The organism is Paracoccus lutimaris, from assembly GCF_003337565.1.
Classification (GTDB): Bacteria; Pseudomonadota; Alphaproteobacteria; order Rhodobacterales; family Rhodobacteraceae; genus Paracoccus; species Paracoccus lutimaris.
On record NZ_QPJL01000010.1, the window covers coordinates 1 to 18,160 of the forward strand.

Consider the following 18,160-nt stretch of genomic DNA (forward strand, 5'->3'; position numbering starts at 1 on the left):
CCCCAGCTGGTTCAAGCCGGGGCAAGGTTGCACATGGGTCAATTCTCAATGACAATTTCCGCTGTTGCCGGGTCAAATCTCAGTGGCAATCAACACAGCTTGTCGCCTCGATCCGGCTTTCGGGCGCGGCTGACGCTGCCCCCGTTGTTGAACGCATCCGCGAAGGCACCCTGAAAGGCGTTTCCGTGGGTTACAAAGTCACGCGCTGGTCTGAGGGGACGGACCCGCAAACGAAATCGCGCACCCGCACGGCGGCGGCGTGGGCGATCTTTGAAGTTTCCGCCGTCCCTGTCCCTGCCGATTCCGGCGCAACCTTCCGAGGCCAAACCCCTATGCTTGATGAAAACCAGAATGACTCGGTGCAGCACCGCGCCGAAATTCGCACCATTGCCCGCGCGGCTGGGCTGCCCGCCGAATGGGCTGACGCTCAGATTGACGCTGACGCCACCGTGACCGAGGCGCGCGCGGCTGCCTTCGATGAAATCCAGAAGCGCGGGCGCACCGTCCCGACGATCCGCGTGACCGGCTCGAATGACGATCCGGCGCAAATCCAGACCCGCGCTGCCGATGCGCTGGCCTATCGCATGGCCGGGGGCGAACTGCCCGACGCTTCGCGCGAATTCGTGGGTATGAGCATGCGCGATCTGGCAGCCGAAAGCCTGACCCGTTCGGGCGTGTCGACCCGTGGCATGAGCGCGGATGAAGTGTTCCACCGTTCGCTGGGCACCTCTGACTTCCCGCTGGTGGTCAGCAACGCCATGGGCAAGGTCGCGGCGCAAGCCTACAAGGCAGCGGAGTCCCCGCTCAAGGCGCTGGCGCGGCAACGCGCCCTGCCGAACTTCAAAACGTCGACCTCGATCCGCATCGGGGAAATGGGCCGTCTTGAGGAAATGACCGAAGATGGCGAATTCACCCACACGAACCGCGCCGAAGCGGGCGAATCCATGAGCCTGAAAACATTCGGTCGCGCGATCAACGTCAGCCGCAAGCTGCTGATCGACGATGACCTTGGACTCCTTGGCGACATGACCGCCGCAATGGGCCAGGCCGCTGCGCAGACGGAAGCCGAAGAACTGGTGAAGCTGTTCACCGGCAACCCGAACCTCAGCGACGGCACGGCGGTCTTCCATGCCTCGCGCGGCAACACGGCGGCGGCGCTTCTGCCGGTCCTGTCGGAAGCTGCCCTGACCGCTGCCCGCAAGCATATGCGCACCGTGAAGGGGCTGGACGGCAAGACGATCATCAATGCCGTGCCGAAGTATCTGGTGGTTTCGCCCGATCTGGAAACGGACGCGGAAAAAATGCTGGCGACGATCTACGCCGCGACCACGGATGACGTGCAGCCGATCAAGCTGACGCTGGTTGTCGAACCCCGGTTGACTGGCGATGCGTGGTATCTGCTGGCAGACCCGGCTTCCGTGCCTTCGATCCAGTATGCCTATCTGAGCGCGACGCAAGGCGTCCAGATTCAGCGGCAAGAGGCATGGGATACTCTCGGTCTGAAATACCGGGCCTTCCTCGATTTCGGCTGCGGCTGGCTCGACTGGCGCGGCGCGTTCCGTTCCGAGGAATCGTGATGGCCGTGACCCTCGCCCAACTTGAGGCTTACCGGGAACGGCTCATGGATGCCAAATTCTCGGGCGCGCTCATGGTGCAGGACAGTAGCGGGGAAATGATCCGCTACCGCTCGCACAGCGAATTGGCGGCGGCACTCGCCAGCCTGGACGCTGAAATCCGCAACCTGACGGGCGGTCATCGCCCGTCCACCGTTCAATTCCAAACCTCGAAAGGTCTCTGAAACATGGCCAAGAATTACGTTCAAAAGGGTGACACGATCACCATTGCCGCCCCTGTCGCAGTCGCATCGGGCGGTATCGTGAAAGCCGGTTCCATCATCGGCGTGGCGCAAGGCAGCGCGGAAATCGGCGGCAAGGTCGACGTGGCCTGCGGCGGCGTCTGGGAACTGCCCAAGGTTGCCTCTGAGGCATACGCGGGGCCGGGCGTCCCGGTCTATTACAACTCGGGCAACGGACTCGTCACCTCGACTGCCAGCGGCAATACCAAGCTGGGCGTTGCAATCGAGTCCGTCGCGGCGTCGACCGGCACCGTCAAAGTGCGCCTGAACGGCGCGTTCTAAGGCGCAGCCGATGACCGATGCAGCCCGTTCCCCCATGATGCAGATGCCAGCCAAGCGCGGCCTCTCTCGCAGTGAGGCAGCGGGCTACATCGGCATTGGCACAACCCTTTTCGACAAGATGGTTGAAGCGGGGCAGATGCCCCGCCCCAAGCGGATCGGCGTCCGAAACGTCTGGGATCGGTTCGAAGTCGACTTGGCATTCGACCGTTTGTCGACCGACAATCCCGACTGCGTCGACGCAGACGCGAACGATTGGGATTGACCGTATGAAACAACTCCGACGACCACCGAAATACTGCCAAGGCATGATAGACCGCCACGGCAAGCCGCGATGGTATTTCCGCCGTCCGGGCTTCCCGCGCCGCGCCCTTCCGGGCCTGCCCTGGTCCCCGCAATTCATGGCCGAATACGCGGCTGCGATGGAAGGCGACAAGGCAGAGATCGGCAAGAAGCAGACTCTGCCGGGCAGCATCGCGGCCTTGATTGCCAGCTACTATCGCAGCGCCGAATTCACCGGAATGGCCGAGTCCACCAAGCGCGCGGTTCGGAACATCCTCGAACGGTTCCGCGCCGAACACGGGGACAAGCGAGTCGCGCATCTGGAAAAGCGGCACATTCAGAAGATCATGGCAGAGAAGGCGGCAACGCCCGACGCGGCGAACCGGCTTCTGCGCCTTCTGCGAACCCTCATGGCTCATGCGATTGATCTGGGCTGGCGGCGCGACGATCCGACTGCGGGCGTCAAAAAACTGCGCCACCGCACCGAAGGTTTCACCACATGGGAAGAAGAACACATTGACGCCTTCCTTGCGCATCATGGCGCGGGCAGCCGGGCGCATCTGGCGTTTTCGCTCTTGCTCTACACGGGCCAGCGGCGCGGCGACGTGGTGCGCATGGGGCGGCAGCATGTGCGGGCGGGCGTCCTGTCCATCGTGCAACAGAAGACAGGGCAGGAAGTCAGCATTCCCATTCACCCGAACCTTCGCGCGGCTCTGGACGCTCTGCCCAAGGACAACCTGACTTTCATCATGTCGGAACGTGGCAAGCCGATGACTCCCGAAGGGTTCACCAACTGGTTTCGCAAGATGGTGGAAGCCGTGGTCGACGATGAAGGCAAGCGGCTGTTGCCGGATGGGCTTTCGCCGCATGGGCTGCGCAAGGCGACGTGCCGCAGACTCGCGGAAGCCGGATGCAGCGCGCATGAGATCATGGCTATCAGCGGGCACCAGACGCTTGCCGAAGTCACCCGTTACACCGTCGCGGCGAACCGACTGCACCTTGCCGAACGGGCCGTTGCGGCGATGGAACTGAATGAAACGCGAACGAAAACTGTAAAACCTGCCAAGTAGGTTTACAAAACCGCCCCGCAGGGCGTTGATTTGATTGGATCGAAAAGGAAGATGGTGGGCGACCCTGGAATCGAACCAGGCATGGGTCTCCCCGGCGGAGTTACAGTCCGCTGCCGCACCTTGCAGCTCGTCGCCCGCCGTTCGCTTACGGCGTGCGGGGTGATTATCCGTCCCGGCGGCGGGCGTCAAGCAGGGAACAGGGGAAATCTTGCGTCCGGACGAACAAGTTAGCGCCCCCTTCAGGACAGTTGCATTCGCGGTCGTTTTCTGCGCAGTCCAAGACGAAGACGAGGATGTGCCATGGCCGAGAAACCGCAGAAATCCAAGAAGCCCACCTGGGTCTTCGACAAGGAACGCGCCCGCCGCGCCGCCGCCGCGGAAACGGTGTGGCTCTTCGGCCTGCATGCGGTGCGCGACGCGCTGGCCAACCCCCAGCGCGAGAAGCTGCGCCTTGTGGTCACCCAGAATGCGCTGGACCGCCTGGGCCCCCTGCCCGACGGGACCCTGCCCGAAATCACCGATGCGCGGGTCTTTGACCGCGCCGTGCCCCTGCCCCCCGAAAGCGTCCATCAGGGCGCCGCGCTGGAGGTCAAGCCGCTGAAATGGGGCAGCCTGTCCGAACTGGCGCTGTCGGGGCCGGGCAAGCCGCTGCTGGTGGCGCTGGACCGCGTTACTGATCCCCATAACGTGGGCGCCATCCTGCGCTCGGCCGAGGTATTCGGCGCACGCGCGGTCATCGCGCCCACGCGTCATTCCGCGCCCGAAACCGGGGCGCTGGCCAAGACCGCCTCGGGCGCGCTGGAACGCCAGCCCTATCTGCGCGTGACCAATTTGGCCGATACCCTGATCGAGCTGCAATCCATGGGCTATACCGTCCTGGGCCTTGACGGCACCGGCACCGAGGACCTGCCCAAGGCGCTGGCCGAACTGTCGGGCCGCGCCATCTGCCTGGTTCTGGGCGCCGAGGGGCCCGGCCTGCGCGAACGCACGCGCGAGACCTGCGACCGGATCCTGCGCATCCCCTTTGCCGCCGATTTCGGCTCGCTCAATGTCTCGAATGCGGCGGCCGTGGCGCTTTACGCCACCTCGCAAAGCTGAGCGCGAAGATCACAACAGCGACAGTTCCCGGGACCTGCGGTTGAGTTCGGCGACCCCGCCTTCCAGATAGGGCTCATGCCCGACCGATCGCCCTTCGCCATGATTCGCGCCCTGCTTGCCGCCCTCGCGCTGGTGCTGTCCGCACCGCTGGCGCAGGCGCAGGACTGGGCGCTGGACGGGATGGATCCGGTCTCATACCGCAGCGACGGGGCCGCCATTCCGGGCCGGCCCGATCTGGTCACTTTCTGGCGCGGCAAGGCCTGGCATTTCGCCAGCGAACAGAATCGCTCAACCTTCGAGGCCAATCCCAAGGCTTACGCGCCAGGGTTGGGTGGTCTTTGCGTCGTCGCCCTGTCCGAGGGACGGTCCGAACCGGGCAATCCACGGCATTTTATCGTTATTGATGGGCGGACCTATCTTCTGCGTTCAGAACAGGCACATCGGCGGATTGTCGCCGATCCAAGGGGTATTCTGACCCGGGCGAGAGCCGTCTGGACCCGCATGAATCCCTGAAAAACTCACATTTTCGCGAAGGGACTGGAACTTTTTAGCCACGCTTCCCATTTATTTAGCGGACATGACCACGGAACGGCCATGTTCAGATCACTGTCCCTCGTTCCGCGACTTGCGCCCGGCCAGAACACTGGACCGGGCGCTTTTTCCATGCGACTTTAGGTTGAGACCTTGGGGGAGGATCAGATGAACGTTGCAATCATTCGCGACTTTGGCACGTCGCCGGTTGATGCCGATATTTCACGCATCGCCCGCACGACCCGCTGCATCGCCATCGTCGGTTTGTCGCCCAAAGAGGCGCGGCCGTCATGGGGTGTCGCCCGCTATCTGAAATCGCAAGGCTATCGCATCGTGCCGGTCAATCCGGTCTATTCCGGCAAGACGATTCTGGGCGAGATCGTCTATCCCAACCTTCACGCCATCCCGCATGAGGTCGGCGTGGACATGGTGGATATCTTCCGCCAGCCCGAAGCGGTTCCGGCCATCGTCAAGGACGCCATGGCCAGCCTGCCCCAGCTGCGCACGATCTGGATGCAGCTTGGGGTCACCCATCCCATTGCGGCCAATCATGCCCGTGCACAGGGGCTGTTCGTGATCGAGGACCGCTGCCCCAAGATCGAGTTCCCGCGTTTCCGCTAAGCCGGTCCGCAGCAGCAATAAGGCCCCGGTCCAGCAGGAACCGGGGCCTTTTTCGTCAGGGCGGACGCCCTTAGTTGCCGGTATAAAGCCCCTCATAGATCGGCCCCAGCGTATCGACCTCGAACAGCGAGCTGACCGAGGTGCCGTTCCAGATGTTCAGGATGGCCTGCGCGAACATCGGCGCGGTCGGCACGATGCGGATGTTCTTGGCCCCCTTGACCAGTTCGGTCGGCTCGATCGAGTCGGTGATGACCAGCGATTTCATCACCGAATTCTCGACCCGCTCGACGGCCGGGCCGGACAGAACGCCATGGGTGATATAGGCATGGACCTCGGTCGCGCCATGCTCGGTCAGGACCTGCGCGGCCTTGCACAGCGTCCCGGCAGTGTCGCAGATGTCGTCAACGATGATGCAGGCCTTGCCGGTCACTTCGCCGATCACCGTCATTTCGGCGATCTCGCCGGGTTTCTCGCGGCGTTTGTCGACGATGGCCAGCGGCGCGCCGATGCGCTGCGCCAGCTCGCGCGCCCTCGCCACCCCGCCCACATCGGGCGAGACCACCATCAAATCCGACAGCCGGTTGCGGAAATGGTGCTTGATGTCCAGCGCAAAGACCGGCGCGGCATAAAGGTTGTCCACCGGAATGTCGAAAAAGCCCTGGATCTGCGCGGCATGCAGGTCGAGCGTCAGGATCCGGTCCACGCCCGCCTCGGTCAGCAGGTTCGCGACCAGCTTGGCGCTGATCGGCGTGCGGGCCTTGGTGCGGCGGTCCTGACGGGCATAGCCGAAATAGGGAATGACGGCAGTGATGCGCGATGCCGACGAACGCTTCAGCGCGTCCGTCATGATCAGCAGCTCCATCAGGTTGTCATTGGCCGGGTTCGAGGTCGGCTGGATGATATACATGTCCTCGCCACGGACATTCTCATAGACCTCGATGAAGATCTCTTGATCGTTGAACCGCTCGACCCGCACCTCGATGGGGGCGACGTTCATGCCGCGATGCATGGACATGCGGCGGGCGATGGCATTCGCCAAGGGTCGATTGGCGTTTCCCGCGATGAGTTTGGGCTCGGTCATGGCCGGCATGGGCTTCCCCGTCTGGATTCGTGCGATTGCACCCCGCTTAGCACCGGGCTAGCTTGCCCGCAAACCAAACGGAGGGTCGCATGGCGCATATCGACTATTACTTTGGCACGCCCAGCCCCTGGGTCTATCTGGCGGGTGACCGGCTGGAGCAGATCGCCGCCCGCCATGGCGCGACCATCACCTATAAGCCTCTGGACCTGATGCAGCTTTTCGACCGCACCGGCGGCACGAGGCCCGATCAGCGCCACCCCGCGCGCAGCGAATATCGCGCGCAGGAGCTGCGCCGCTGGTCCGGGCATCTGGGCCTGCCGCTGAACCTCAAACCCGCCTTCTGGCCGGTGAACCCGGCACCGTCCTCCTATGCGATCATCGCGGCGCAGGCGGCAGGCGGCGGCGATCTGGCGGGTCTGGTGCAGTCCTTTCTGCGCGCCGTCTGGGCCGAGAACGAAAACATCGCCGATGACGCGGTCATCCGCGCCAAGCTGTCGGCAGCGGGGTTCGATCCGGCGCTGGCCGACAAGGGTCTGTTCGTCGGCGCCGAGACCTTTGGCCGCAATCTGGAGCAGGCCATCGAGGCCGGCGCCTTTGGAGCGCCCTTCTATGTGGTGCGCGAAAGCGGTGAGCGGTTCTGGGGTCAGGACCGGCTGGATTTCCTTGACCGCCATCTGGCGACGTTGTGAGTTCGCTGCATATTCGACAATGGCCGGGGAACCAGGATCGTCCGGCCCTGGCCCTGCATTGCATGATGGGCAATGCCAGCTATTGGGGGCCAGTGGCGCGGAAATTCGCGGACCGGATCCGGCTGAGCGCGCCCGACCTGCCCGGCCACGGCCAAAGCCCGGACTGGCCGGGCACGCCGGATTTCCACACCCATACCACCCGTGCCGTGGCGCCGCTGATCGACCGGCCCATGGATCTGATCGGCCACAGCATTGGCGCCACGGTCGCGCTGCGCATCGCCGTGGCCGCGCCCGAGGCCGTGCGCAGCCTGACCCTGATCGAGCCGGTGCTGTTCGCCGCCGCCCCCGACCCCGCCAATGACGCGGTGATGGAGGAGCTGAACATGCTGGTCGAAACCGGCCAGAATGCCGAGGCCGCACGCCGCTTTCTGGCGATCTGGGGCGGGCTCGACTGGTCATCCCAGACCGAAACCGGACGCGAGCGGCTGGCCCGACAGATGCGGCTGGTGGTGGCGGGGAACAAGGCATTGATGCGGGACGACGCCCATATCCTGCGCGAGGGCGGGTTGGAGGGGATCGACGCCCCGGTGCTGATCGTCATGGGCGAGGACTCGCCCCCCGTCATCGCCGATATTGCCGATGCGCTGGCGGCACGGTTGCCCGATGTCGGCCGGGCACGGGTGCCGGGGGCGGCACATATGCTGCCGATCACCCATCCGGCGCAGGTCACCGAGCTGATCGGATTAAATCTCGACCGCGCCTGAGGGACGCTGGCAGGACCCGGGTCATTCGGCCTGCCAGTCCTCCTCGAAGGCGACGGGGCCGATGGCCAGCCAGCTGGCATGAACCCGCGCCACGCGTGTATCGCCCCAGGTGCGGAATTGCAGCTCGAACCCGTCGGTGGTGACGTTCACCGCCCGCAATTCGGCGCGCTGGTTCGCGCCGCAATCGATATCCCACATACTGGGTGCGACATGGACGATCGGCGGTTCGAGGAAGGGTTGCTCAAAGGCCACGTTGCTGCGCTCGACACGTCCGCCCTGTCCGGTCCACATCGGACCACCGCTTTCAAAGGCTGAAAATATCTCGGTTTCGCCATTGCTGACACCGACTGCGAAATGACCAAAACGTCTCACCACGACACCCTCCCGCCGCTCTATGAGAAGCCAAAGCGCAAAATGAATAAAGCCCCGGAATCTCCGGGGCTTACTGTCTTTTTCGGCAGGGTTGCGCTTAGTCCGGGAAGTTCGCCTGTTTGGGGTCCAGCCCGATATGGGTGCCAAGGGCCTCCATATCGCCCAGAAGCTTGACGGCGGCGGCGACGAATTCCTCGCCGGCGCTGCCCCGCTCTTTGGCGGCTTTCAAGCGACGATGGGCTTGCTCCATCATCTCGTTATACAGCGCCTGGGTCATTTCCGCCCGCGGATGGCCACGTTCGGCCAGCAGGCTGACGGATTCGCCGTTGATCTCGACGAAACCGCCGGTGACCGCGAACTCGATCTGCGTCCCGTCGGCGGTGACCAGCGTCACCAGACCGGGGCGCAGGTTGACGATGGCCGGCGCGTGGCCGGGCATCGCCGTCAGGTCGCCCTCGGATCCGGGCAGGCGCACCTCGCGCACCGGGACGGAAATCAGGTTCCGTTCCGGCGAGACGAGGTCGAACTGCATCGTGTCGGCCATGTCGCCCCCTTACGCCGCGTCAGCGGCAAGCTTGGCGGCTTTGGCTTTCACATCCTCGATGCCGCCGACCATGTAGAAGGCCGCTTCCGGCAGGTGGTCGTATTCGCCGTTGACGACCGCCTTGAAGGATTTGATCGTGTCTTCCAGCGGCACCTGAACGCCGTCCGAGCCGGTAAAGACCTTGGCGACGTCGAAGGGCTGCGACAGGAAACGCTGGATTTTCCGGGCACGGGCCACGGTCAGCTTGTCCTCTTCCGACAGTTCGTCCATGCCAAGAATGGCGATGATGTCCTGCAGCGACTTGTATTTCTGCAAGATCCCCTGAACGTCGCGAGCCACGCCGTAATGCTCTTCGCCGACAACCGCCGGGTCAAGGATACGGCTGTTCGAGTCGAGCGGGTCCACGGCCGGGTAAATCCCCAGTTCCGAGATCGCACGCGACAGAACGGTCGTGGCGTCGAGGTGGGCGAAGGTCGTCGCCGGTGCCGGGTCGGTAAGGTCGTCGGCCGGAACGTAGACGGCCTGGATCGAGGTGATCGAGCCGTTCTTGGTCGAGGTGATGCGTTCCTGCATCGCGCCCATGTCGGTGGCCAGCGTCGGCTGGTAACCCACGGCGGACGGGATACGACCCAGCAGCGCCGACACTTCCGAGCCCGCCTGAGTGAAGCGGAAGATGTTGTCGACGAAGAACAGAACGTCGGTGCCGGTGGCGTCACGGAACTGCTCGGCCAGGGTCAGGCCGGTCAGCGCCACGCGCATACGGGCCCCCGGAGGCTCGTTCATCTGGCCGTAAACCAGCGCCACCTGCGACTTCGCCAGATCGTCAGGCTTGATGACGCCCGATTCCACCATTTCATGGTAGAGGTCGTTGCCCTCGCGGGTCCGTTCGCCAACGCCCGCGAACACCGAGTAGCCCGAGTGCACTTTGGCGATGTTGTTGATCAGTTCCATGATCAGAACGGTCTTGCCCACGCCGGCGCCGCCGAACAGGCCGATCTTGCCGCCCTTGGCGTAGGGTGCCAGCAGGTCGATGACCTTGATGCCGGTGACAAGGATATCCGACGTCGTCGCCTGCGCGGCGAATTCCGGCGCCGGCTGGTGGATCGCACGCTTTTCGGTCACCTCGATCGCGGCACCTTCGTCCACCGGCTCGCCGATGACGTTCAGGATGCGGCCCAGCGTCACTTCGCCGACCGGCACCATGATCGGCGCACCGGTGTCCTTGACCGACTCGCCGCGAACCAGACCTTCGGTCGAGTCCATGGCGATGGTGCGCACGGTGTTCTCGCCCAGATGCTGGGCAACTTCCAGGATCAGGCGCTTGCCGTTGTTATGGGTTTCCAGAGCGTTCAGAATCGCGGGAAGTTCGCCGTCGAACTGCACGTCCACGACGGCGCCGATCACCTGCGTGATTTTACCTTTGGCCTCTGCCATGTGTTTACCCCTACGTGTCAGAGCGCCTCGGCGCCCGAGATGATTTCAATGAGTTCCTTGGTGATCGCAGCCTGACGCGAGCGGTTATACACGGTCGTAAGGCGGTCGATCATGTCGCCGGCGTTGCGGGTCGCGTTGTCCATGGCCGTCATCCGCGCGCCCTGTTCCGAGGCCGCGTTTTCCAGCAGCGCCGCAAAGACCTGCGTCGCGACCGAGCGCGGCAGCAGGTCGTTCAGGATCGCGCCTTCGTCGGGCTCGTAGTCATAAAGCGACGAGACCTCGGCTGCGCCTTCCTCGACCACGGCCGGGATGACCTGACGCGCGGTCGGCACCTGGCTGATCACCGATTCGAAGCGGTTGTAGAACAGCGTCGCCACGTCGAACTCGCCGCTGTCGAAGCGGTCGAGGATCTGGTCGGCGATCTCGCGCGCGTTCTCATAGCCAAGGCGCTTGACCTCGCTCAGGTCGACATGGGCCACGAAAAGCTTGCCGAAATCGCGTTTCAGCTGCTCGCGGCCCTTCTTGCCGACGGTCAGGATGGCGACTTCTTTGCCCTGGGCCTGCAGGTCCTGCAGGCGCTGGCGGGCAAGCTTGACGATGGACGAGTTGAACCCGCCCGCAAGCCCGCGCTCCGATGTCATGACCACCAGCAGGTGCCGGCGATCTTCGCCGGTCCCCGCCAGAAGGCGCGGCGCCGTGTCCGAGCCGGCCGCAGAAGCGGTCAGCCCTGCCATGACGGCGGCCATGCGGTCGGCATAGGGACGCGCGGCCTCTGCCGATTCCTGCGCACGGCGCAGTTTCGCGGCAGCGACCATTTGCATCGCCTTGGTGATCTTGCGCGTGTTCTTGACGCTGCCGATCCGGTTTTTTAGGTCCTTAAGGCTGGGCATCTATCCCTCCCCTCAGGCGTAGGTCTTGGCGTAGCCGTCCAGCGCTGCCTTGATCGCATCTTCCAGCTCGCCCGCCACTTTGCGGTCGTTGCGGGTCATGTCGTCAAGCAGTTCAGCCTTCTGGTTGCGCAGGTACTGGATCAGGCCCTGCTCCCATTTGGTCACTTCCTTGACCGGGATGCTGTCCAGATAGCCCTTGGTGCCGGCATAGATGACGATCACGATCTCGGCGTTGGTCAGCGGCGAATATTGCGGCTGCTTCATCAGCTCGGTCAGGCGGGCGCCGCGGTTCAGCAGTTTCTGCGTCGCCGCGTCGAGGTCCGAGCCGAACTGCGCAAAGGCCGCCATTTCGCGGTACTGCGCCAGTTCCAGTTTCACCGGACCGGCGACCGATTTCATCGCCTTGGTCTGGGCGGCCGATCCGACGCGCGACACCGACAGACCGGTGTTCACGGCCGGGCGGATGCCCTGGAAGAACAGTTCCGTTTCCAGGAAGATCTGGCCATCGGTGATCGAGATCACGTTGGTCGGAATATAGGCCGACACGTCACCAGCTTGCGTTTCGATGATCGGCAGCGCGGTCAGCGAGCCGGCGCCGTTGTTTTCGTTCAGCTTGGCCGAACGCTCCAGCAGACGCGAATGCAGGTAGAACACGTCGCCCGGATAGGCTTCGCGTCCCGGCGGACGGCGCAGCAGCAGCGACATCTGGCGGTAGGCCACGGCCTGTTTGGACAGATCGTCATAGATGATCAGCGCGTCCATGCCGTTGTCGCGGAAATACTCGCCCATGGCGGTCGCCGAATAAGGCGCCAGGTACTGCATCGGCGCCGGGTCCGAGGCGGTCGCGGCCACGATGGTCGTGTAGGCCATGGCGCCGGTCTCTTCCAGCTTCTTCACCAGCTGGGCGACGGTCGAGCGCTTCTGACCCACGGCGACATAAATGCAGTGCAGGGTCTTCATGCCATCGGCCTCGCGGCCGTTGTAGTTCGCCTGGTTCAGGATCGTGTCCATGGCGATGGCGGTCTTGCCGGTCTGACGGTCGCCGATGATCAGCTCGCGCTGGCCGCGGCCAACGGGGATCATCGCGTCGACGGATTTCAGGCCGGTCGCCATCGGCTCGTGCACCGATTTGCGCGGCATGATGCCGGGGGCTTTGACATCGGCGATGGCCATGATCGGGTCAACGATCGGGCCCTTGCCGTCGATCGGGTTGCCAAGCGCGTCGACAACACGGCCCAAGAGGCCTTTGCCGGTCGGAACTTCCACGATGGCGCCGGTGCGCTTGACGGTGTCGCCTTCCTTGATCGAACGGTCGTCACCGAAGATCACGACGCCGACGTTGTCGGTTTCAAGGTTCAGCACCATCCCGCGGATACCGCCGGGGAATTCGACCATCTCGCCGGCCTGGACATTGTCCAGACCATAGACGCGCGCAATGCCGTCGCCGACCGACAGCACCTGGCCGACTTCGGCCACTTCGGCGTCCTGACCGAAATTCTTGATCTGATCCTTGAGGATCGCCGAAATCTCGGCAGCCTGGATTCCCATTATCCGACCTCTTTCATGACATTCTGCAGGGAGGCGAGCTTCGATTTGATCGAGCTGTCGATCATCTGCGAGCCCAGTTTGACGATCATGCCGCCGATGAGAGTTTCATCGACGCGCGCATTCAGTTTGACTTTCTTGCCCGACTTGGCGGCCAGCGTTTCGGCCAGACGGGCTTTCTGATCATCGCTCAGCGCGGCGGCGCTGACGACATCGGCGGTGACCTCGCCGCGCGCATCGGCGATCAGCCCGCGCAGCTTGGCCACGAATTGCGGCAGGGTGAACAGGCGACGGTTGCGGGCCAGCAGGCGCAGCGTATTCGACAGTTCGGGCGACAGGCTCATCTTGCTGGCTAGCGCGCCGATGGCGGCTTCCTGTTGCTGGCGGTCATAAAGCGGCGAGACGGTCATGTCGCGCAGATCGGCGCTGCTGTCATAGGCCTGGGCCAGTGCGTCGATCTGGGCCGACAGGGCGTCGATCCCGCCCGAATCCTTCACCAGATCGAACAATGCCTGGGCATAACGCCCGGCGATGTCAGCGGAAATCGAAGCGGAATTGGCCACGGTCATCCTTCCGTTTAGCACAAGCTCCACGGCGGGCCGGCGGCCAGCCGGTCAGTCGCGGAGCGCGGGTCACATGGATCGGCCCTGGCGCTAGCTGGAACCTCCCCGAAATCTGGGGCGTCTCTAGCAGGTGAAATTCGCTGCCGCAACCGCCTTGAACACGGAAATGCGAGTAGGAAGCCTCATTCCGGCCCTCTCGAAACCGTTTGTGCCGAAACACGCGGAAAGGCGCCTCCGAAAGGCGTCCCATCCGCACACCCCAGGGTTGAAAATGCGCTGCCGCGGGCGAAGGCGCCCGAAAATCATGGACTTGGCCTTTACTGCGGGTCACGTGCCGTCCGCCCGGCGCGCTGCCCGGCCGGCTGCGGCCGCGAGATCCCCCCAAGCACATCCAGCGGGCTTGGCACGCGGACACGCTGGCCGCGCCCCGCCGGCGCCTGCACCTGCTTGCTGAATTCGGTCAGCACCACGCCCGCGACCAGCACCTGACTGATGCGCGCCCCGGTCCGTTCCCACATCTGCGCGCTTTTCAACCAGAAACGCCGGTCCGAGGGCGGGATATACAGCGCCGCGCCGGTCCGCTCGGTGACGAATCCCGCCTCGCGCGCCTGCGCCTCGAGCTGGCTGGCGGTAAAGCTGCGGCCAAAGCCAAAGGGCGTCGCATCCGAGCGCGCCCAAAGCCCCGCCCGGTTCGGCACCATGATCAGCATCCGCCCCCCCGGGCCCAACACCCGCAGCGCCTCCTCCATCAGCGCGGCGGGATGGTCGGCGGTCTCAAGCGCGTGCAGCAGGACCAGCCGATCGACGCTGCCCGTGTCCAGAGGCCATGCCGTCTCCTCGCATAGGACCGAGCAATTGGGCATGCCGGCGGGCCAGGCCATGACGCCCTGCGGTCCCGGCATCAGCGCGGTCACCCGCCGCGCCCGTGCCAGATAGGGCCGCAGCAAGGGTGCCGCGAAACCATAGCCCGCGACCGTCATGCCCTGCACCTGCTCGGGCGGCCAGATCGCGGTCAGGCGGTCGCGCAGCACCTTTTGCACCACGCGCCCGAGCGCCCGGGTGTAGTAGAACTTGCGCAGCTCATAGACGTCGTGATGCATTGCGCCTCCGCCATTGCCGGCCCAGACTGCGGCAAAGCAAGGAGTTTGCCAATGCCGCTGGAGCTTGTCCCCGTCCGTTGTCTGACCGACAACTATGCCTGGCTTTTGCATGGCAACGGCCGGACCGCTCTGATCGACGCCCCTGAGGCCGCGCCGATTCTGGCCGAACTGGCCGCGCGCGGCTGGTCGCTGGACCTGATCGCGCTGACCCATCACCATTTCGACCACATTCAGGCGGTGCCGGATCTGGTGGCGATGACCGGGGCAAAGGTGATGGGGAACGCGCTGGACGCAGGCCGCCTGCCCCCCCTCGACATTCCCGTCCGCCCCGGCGAGACGGTCGATATCTGCGGCGAGCCGGCCTCGGTCATCGATGTCTCCGGCCACACCATCGGCCATGTTGCCTTTTACCTGCCCCAATCCGCCATGGCCGTCACCGCCGACAGCCTGATGGCCTTGGGATGCGGCCGCCTGTTCGAGGGCGACGCCCCGATGATGTGGCAAAGCCTTTCGCGCCTGAACGCCCTGCCCGCCCGGACACTGATCTGTTCTGGCCACGATTATTGCCGCGGCAATGGCGCATTCGCCCTGTCGGTCGATCCCGAAAACACCGCCCTCAAGACCCGCCTGAGCGAGACCGCCGCCGGTCTGCGCCCCTGCGCGCCCGCGACGCTCGCCGAGGAGCGCGCCACCAATCCCTTTCTGCGGATCAGCGAATTGCGCCCCGCTCTGGGGATGGCCGACGCCCCGGATGTCGAGGTTTTCGCCCGTTTGCGCAGCATGAAGGACAACTTCTGACCTTCTGCACGCCATGCAAGAAAATACGCGGGCCCCGGGGATCTTTTCCTCAGGCCAGATGCCTCGATGCCCACGAATGCTTGAAAACGGCGCAACCAGTGATCACATCTGCCTCAACCGAAGGAAATTCGGCAATGGCAGACGCGATTACCGCTTGAATTGCGCGAAAATCCACCAAATCTTAACTGTATCGTGACAGTCTGGTCATGTGGACCGCTACATCTGGCGGACCAAACTGCCAGCCGACTGACAGGAGCTTGAAGTGCCGTCCTTTTCGACCTCGCTGGAACAGGCCATCCATGCTGCGCTTGCGCTGGCCAATGAACATCACCATGAACTCGCCACGCTCGAGCATCTGCTGCTGGCGCTGACCGAGGAGGAAGATGCCGTGAAGGTCATGCGGGCCTGCAATGTCGATCTGGACGAATTGCGCCGCATGCTCGTCGAATTCATCGAGGATGATCTCTCGACGCTGATCACCGATGTCGAGGGCTCCGAGGCAGTGCCGACCGCCGCCTTCCAGCGCGTGATCCAGCGTGCGGCGATTCATGTCCAATCCTCGGGCCGGACCGAGGTGACCGGGGCCAATGTCCTTGTCGCGATCTTCGCCGAGCGCGAATCGAACGCCGCCTTCTTCCTGCAGGAACTGGATATGACCCGCTATGACGCGGTGAATTTCATCGCCCATGGCGTCGCCAAGAACCCGTCCTTTTCAGAAAACCGCCCCGTTCAGGGCGCCGACCCCTCGGGCGAACAAAGCCATGAGCAAGAGCAGGCCAAGGACGAATCCGCGCTGTCGAAATATTGCGTGGACCTGAACAAGAAGGCGTCGAAAGGCGACGTGGACCCGCTGATCGGCCGCGCCGACGAGGTCGAGCGCTGCATTCAGGTCCTGTGCCGCCGGCGCAAGAACAACCCGCTTCTGGTGGGTGACCCGGGCGTGGGCAAGACCGCCATCGCCGAGGGGCTGGCGCTGAAAATCACCCGTGGCGAGACGCCGGACGTGCTGGCCGGGTCCACCATCTTCTCGCTCGACATGGGCGCGCTTCTGGCCGGGACCCGCTATCGCGGCGATTTCGAGGAACGGCTGAAGGCAGTCGTCAAGGAACTCGAGGACCATCCCGACGCCATCCTCTTCATCGACGAGATCCATACCGTGATCGGCGCCGGCGCGACTTCGGGCGGGGCGATGGATGCCTCGAACCTGCTCAAGCCCGCGCTGTCGGGCGGCAAGATGCGCTGCATGGGTTCGACCACCTACAAGGAGTTCCGTCAGCACTTCGAAAAGGACCGCGCCCTGTCGCGCCGGTTCCAGAAAATCGACGTGAACGAACCCACCGTGCCCGACACAATCAAGATCCTGATGGGGCTGAAACCCAGCTTCGAAAAGCATCACGACCTGCGCTACACCAATGACGCGATCAAGACCGCGGTCGAGCTTTCGGCGCGCTATATCCACGACCGCAAGCTGCCCGACAAGGCCATCGACGTCATCGACGAAGCCGGCGCCGCGCAGCATCTGGTCGCGGAAAGCAAGCGCCGCAAGACCATCGGCCCCAAAGAGATCGAGGCAGTCGTGGCCAAGATCGCCCGCATCCCGCCCAAAAGCGTCTCCAAGGACGATGCGGCCGTGCTGAAGGATCTGGAAGCAACGCTGAAGCGGTTGGTCTTTGGTCAGGATGCCGCCATCTCGGCGCTGGCCTCCTCGATCAAGCTTGCCCGCGCGGGCCTGCGCGAGCCGGAAAAGCCCATCGGCAACTACCTCTTCGCCGGCCCCACCGGCGTCGGCAAGACCGAGGTGGCCAAGCAGCTCGCCTCGACGCTGGGCGTGGAGCTCCTGCGCTTTGACATGTCCGAATACATGGAGAAACATGCCGTCAGCCGTCTGATCGGTGCCCCTCCGGGCTATGTCGGCTTCGATCAGGGCGGACTTCTGACCGATGGCGTGGACCAGCACCCGCATTGCGTGCTGCTTCTGGACGAGATCGAAAAGGCGCATCCGGATGTCTACAACATCCTGCTGCAGGTGATGGATAACGGCAAGCTGACCGACCATAACGGCCGGCAGGTGGATTTCCGCAACGTGATCCTGATCATGACCTCGAATGCCGGGGCCGCCGATCAGGCCAAGGCCGCCTTCGGTTTTGGTCGCGACCGCCGCGAGGGCGAGGACACCGCCGCCATCGAGCGCATCTTCACGCCGGAATTCCGCAACCGTCTGGATGCGGTGATCAGCTTCGCCCCCCTCTCGCGCGAGATCATCGTGCAGGTGGTCGAGAAATTCGTCCTGCAACTGGAAGCCCAGCTCATCGACCGCGGCGTGCATATCGAACTCAGCCAGGAGGCCGCCGAATGGCTGGCCGAGAAAGGCTATGACGACAAGATGGGTGCCCGCCCGCTGGGCCGAGTCATTCAGGAAACGATCAAGAAACCCTTGGCCGAGGAGCTGCTGTTCGGCCGCCTGACCAAGGGCGGTCTGGTCCGCGTGCATATCGAGGACGACAAGCCGGTTTTCGAGATCACCGGCCCTGAAACGCCCCGGATCAGCAACAGCAAACCGCCGCTGCTGACCGCGGACTGATCAAGCCTCAGGAAACGCAAGGGCGGCGCTCCGGCGCCGCCTTTTGCTTTGCCCAGACCCCAG

The 18,160-nt window shown here is 64.0% G+C and carries 20 protein-coding genes, 1 tRNA gene and 1 pseudogene; 13 read left to right on the forward strand and 9 right to left on the reverse strand.

Annotated features, from left to right (window positions below; translation table 11 throughout):
* Positions 1-110: 110 nt before the first annotated feature.
* The 6 genes and pseudogenes from DFP89_RS21155 to DFP89_RS10480 form a co-directional block, all read left to right on the forward strand.
* Positions 111-302: pseudogene (locus tag DFP89_RS21155) on the forward strand (HK97 family phage prohead protease); the annotation flags it as partial.
* Between the two features lie 30 nt (positions 303-332).
* Positions 333-1,577, forward strand: a complete 1,245-nt coding sequence (locus DFP89_RS10460; protein WP_245948647.1) for a phage major capsid protein — start codon at positions 333-335, stop codon at positions 1,575-1,577.
* Positions 1,577-1,798 carry a phage head-tail joining protein gene (locus DFP89_RS10465; protein ID WP_114349340.1) on the forward strand — a complete coding sequence of 74 codons (222 nt, stop codon included), beginning with the start codon at positions 1,577-1,579 and terminating at the stop codon, positions 1,796-1,798. The genes DFP89_RS10460 and DFP89_RS10465 overlap by 1 nt, the downstream gene beginning before the upstream one ends.
* A gap of 3 nt (positions 1,799-1,801) precedes the next feature.
* Positions 1,802-2,137, forward strand: coding sequence for a DUF2190 family protein (locus DFP89_RS10470; RefSeq protein ID WP_114349341.1), 336 nt, complete (start codon positions 1,802-1,804; stop codon positions 2,135-2,137).
* A gap of 10 nt (positions 2,138-2,147) precedes the next feature.
* The gene (locus DFP89_RS10475) at positions 2,148-2,399 is read left to right on the forward strand and encodes a helix-turn-helix transcriptional regulator (RefSeq protein WP_114349342.1); all 252 of its coding nucleotides are present in this window, start codon (positions 2,148-2,150) and stop codon (positions 2,397-2,399) included.
* A gap of 4 nt (positions 2,400-2,403) precedes the next feature.
* Complete coding sequence (locus DFP89_RS10480) at positions 2,404-3,486, forward strand: tyrosine-type recombinase/integrase (RefSeq protein WP_114349343.1); 1,083 nt, start codon at positions 2,404-2,406, stop codon at positions 3,484-3,486.
* A gap of 52 nt (positions 3,487-3,538) precedes the next feature.
* On the opposite strand, the gene DFP89_RS20315 is transcribed toward DFP89_RS10480, so the two are convergent.
* Positions 3,539-3,622: transfer RNA gene (locus DFP89_RS20315), tRNA-Tyr, on the reverse strand.
* Positions 3,623-3,786: 164 nt separating this feature from the next.
* On the opposite strand from DFP89_RS20315, the gene rlmB reads away from it, so the two are divergent.
* The 3 genes from rlmB to DFP89_RS10495 all read left to right on the forward strand — a co-directional run bounded on the left by rlmB (position 3,787) and on the right by DFP89_RS10495 (position 5,736).
* On the forward strand, positions 3,787-4,584 hold the full coding sequence (gene rlmB, locus DFP89_RS10485) for a 23S rRNA (guanosine(2251)-2'-O)-methyltransferase RlmB (RefSeq protein WP_114349344.1): 798 nt from the start codon (positions 3,787-3,789) through the stop codon (positions 4,582-4,584).
* A gap of 75 nt (positions 4,585-4,659) precedes the next feature.
* Positions 4,660-5,097 (forward strand): YHS domain-containing (seleno)protein, encoded by a 438-nt coding sequence (locus DFP89_RS10490; RefSeq protein ID WP_245948648.1) that lies wholly within the window; start codon positions 4,660-4,662, stop codon positions 5,095-5,097.
* A 186-nt stretch (positions 5,098-5,283) separates the two neighbouring features.
* Complete coding sequence (locus DFP89_RS10495; RefSeq protein ID WP_114349345.1) at positions 5,284-5,736, forward strand: CoA-binding protein; 453 nt, start codon at positions 5,284-5,286, stop codon at positions 5,734-5,736.
* A 70-nt stretch (positions 5,737-5,806) separates the two neighbouring features.
* Here the strand turns inward: DFP89_RS10495 and DFP89_RS10500 are convergent, their stop codons facing one another.
* Positions 5,807-6,826 (reverse strand): ribose-phosphate pyrophosphokinase, encoded by a 1,020-nt coding sequence (locus DFP89_RS10500; RefSeq protein ID WP_114349346.1) that lies wholly within the window; start codon positions 6,824-6,826, stop codon positions 5,807-5,809.
* An 80-nt stretch (positions 6,827-6,906) separates the two neighbouring features.
* Here DFP89_RS10500 and DFP89_RS10505 point away from each other — a divergent pair, with 80 nt between their 5' ends.
* Positions 6,907-7,506 (forward strand): 2-hydroxychromene-2-carboxylate isomerase, encoded by a 600-nt coding sequence (locus tag DFP89_RS10505; RefSeq protein WP_114349347.1) that lies wholly within the window; start codon positions 6,907-6,909, stop codon positions 7,504-7,506.
* Between the two features lie 62 nt (positions 7,507-7,568).
* Positions 7,569-8,270 (forward strand): alpha/beta fold hydrolase, encoded by a 702-nt coding sequence (locus DFP89_RS10510; protein ID WP_245948650.1) that lies wholly within the window; start codon positions 7,569-7,571, stop codon positions 8,268-8,270.
* A 21-nt stretch (positions 8,271-8,291) separates the two neighbouring features.
* On the opposite strand, the gene DFP89_RS10515 is transcribed toward DFP89_RS10510, so the two are convergent.
* The 7 genes from DFP89_RS10515 to DFP89_RS10545 form a co-directional block, all read right to left on the reverse strand.
* Positions 8,292-8,642 (reverse strand): H-type lectin domain-containing protein, encoded by a 351-nt coding sequence (locus tag DFP89_RS10515; RefSeq protein ID WP_245948651.1) that lies wholly within the window; start codon positions 8,640-8,642, stop codon positions 8,292-8,294.
* 97 nt (positions 8,643-8,739) lie between these two features.
* Positions 8,740-9,186, reverse strand: a complete 447-nt coding sequence (locus tag DFP89_RS10520) for a F0F1 ATP synthase subunit epsilon (protein WP_114349350.1) — start codon at positions 9,184-9,186, stop codon at positions 8,740-8,742.
* 9 nt (positions 9,187-9,195) lie between these two features.
* Positions 9,196-10,620, reverse strand: a complete 1,425-nt coding sequence (atpD, locus tag DFP89_RS10525; protein ID WP_114349351.1) for a F0F1 ATP synthase subunit beta — start codon at positions 10,618-10,620, stop codon at positions 9,196-9,198.
* A 17-nt stretch (positions 10,621-10,637) separates the two neighbouring features.
* On the reverse strand, positions 10,638-11,510 hold the full coding sequence (locus DFP89_RS10530) for a F0F1 ATP synthase subunit gamma (RefSeq protein ID WP_114349352.1): 873 nt from the start codon (positions 11,508-11,510) through the stop codon (positions 10,638-10,640).
* Between the two features lie 12 nt (positions 11,511-11,522).
* Entirely contained in the window at positions 11,523-13,058 is a 1,536-nt protein-coding gene (atpA, locus tag DFP89_RS10535; RefSeq protein WP_114349353.1) for a F0F1 ATP synthase subunit alpha, read from the reverse strand.
* Positions 13,058-13,618: a F0F1 ATP synthase subunit delta gene (locus tag DFP89_RS10540; RefSeq protein WP_181870306.1), complete on the reverse strand. Its 561-nt coding sequence runs from the start codon at positions 13,616-13,618 to the stop codon at positions 13,058-13,060. The genes atpA and DFP89_RS10540 overlap by 1 nt, the downstream gene beginning before the upstream one ends.
* A 317-nt stretch (positions 13,619-13,935) precedes the next feature.
* On the reverse strand, positions 13,936-14,718 hold the full coding sequence (locus DFP89_RS10545; protein WP_114349355.1) for a methyltransferase domain-containing protein: 783 nt from the start codon (positions 14,716-14,718) through the stop codon (positions 13,936-13,938).
* 51 nt (positions 14,719-14,769) lie between these two features.
* On the opposite strand from DFP89_RS10545, the gene gloB reads away from it, so the two are divergent.
* Together gloB and clpA are read left to right on the forward strand one after the other, a co-directional pair.
* On the forward strand, positions 14,770-15,516 hold the full coding sequence (gene gloB / locus DFP89_RS10550) for a hydroxyacylglutathione hydrolase (RefSeq protein WP_114349356.1): 747 nt from the start codon (positions 14,770-14,772) through the stop codon (positions 15,514-15,516).
* A gap of 262 nt (positions 15,517-15,778) precedes the next feature.
* The gene (clpA, locus tag DFP89_RS10555; protein ID WP_114349357.1) at positions 15,779-18,097 is read left to right on the forward strand and encodes an ATP-dependent Clp protease ATP-binding subunit ClpA; all 2,319 of its coding nucleotides are present in this window, start codon (positions 15,779-15,781) and stop codon (positions 18,095-18,097) included.
* Positions 18,098-18,160: the final 63 nt, after the last annotated feature.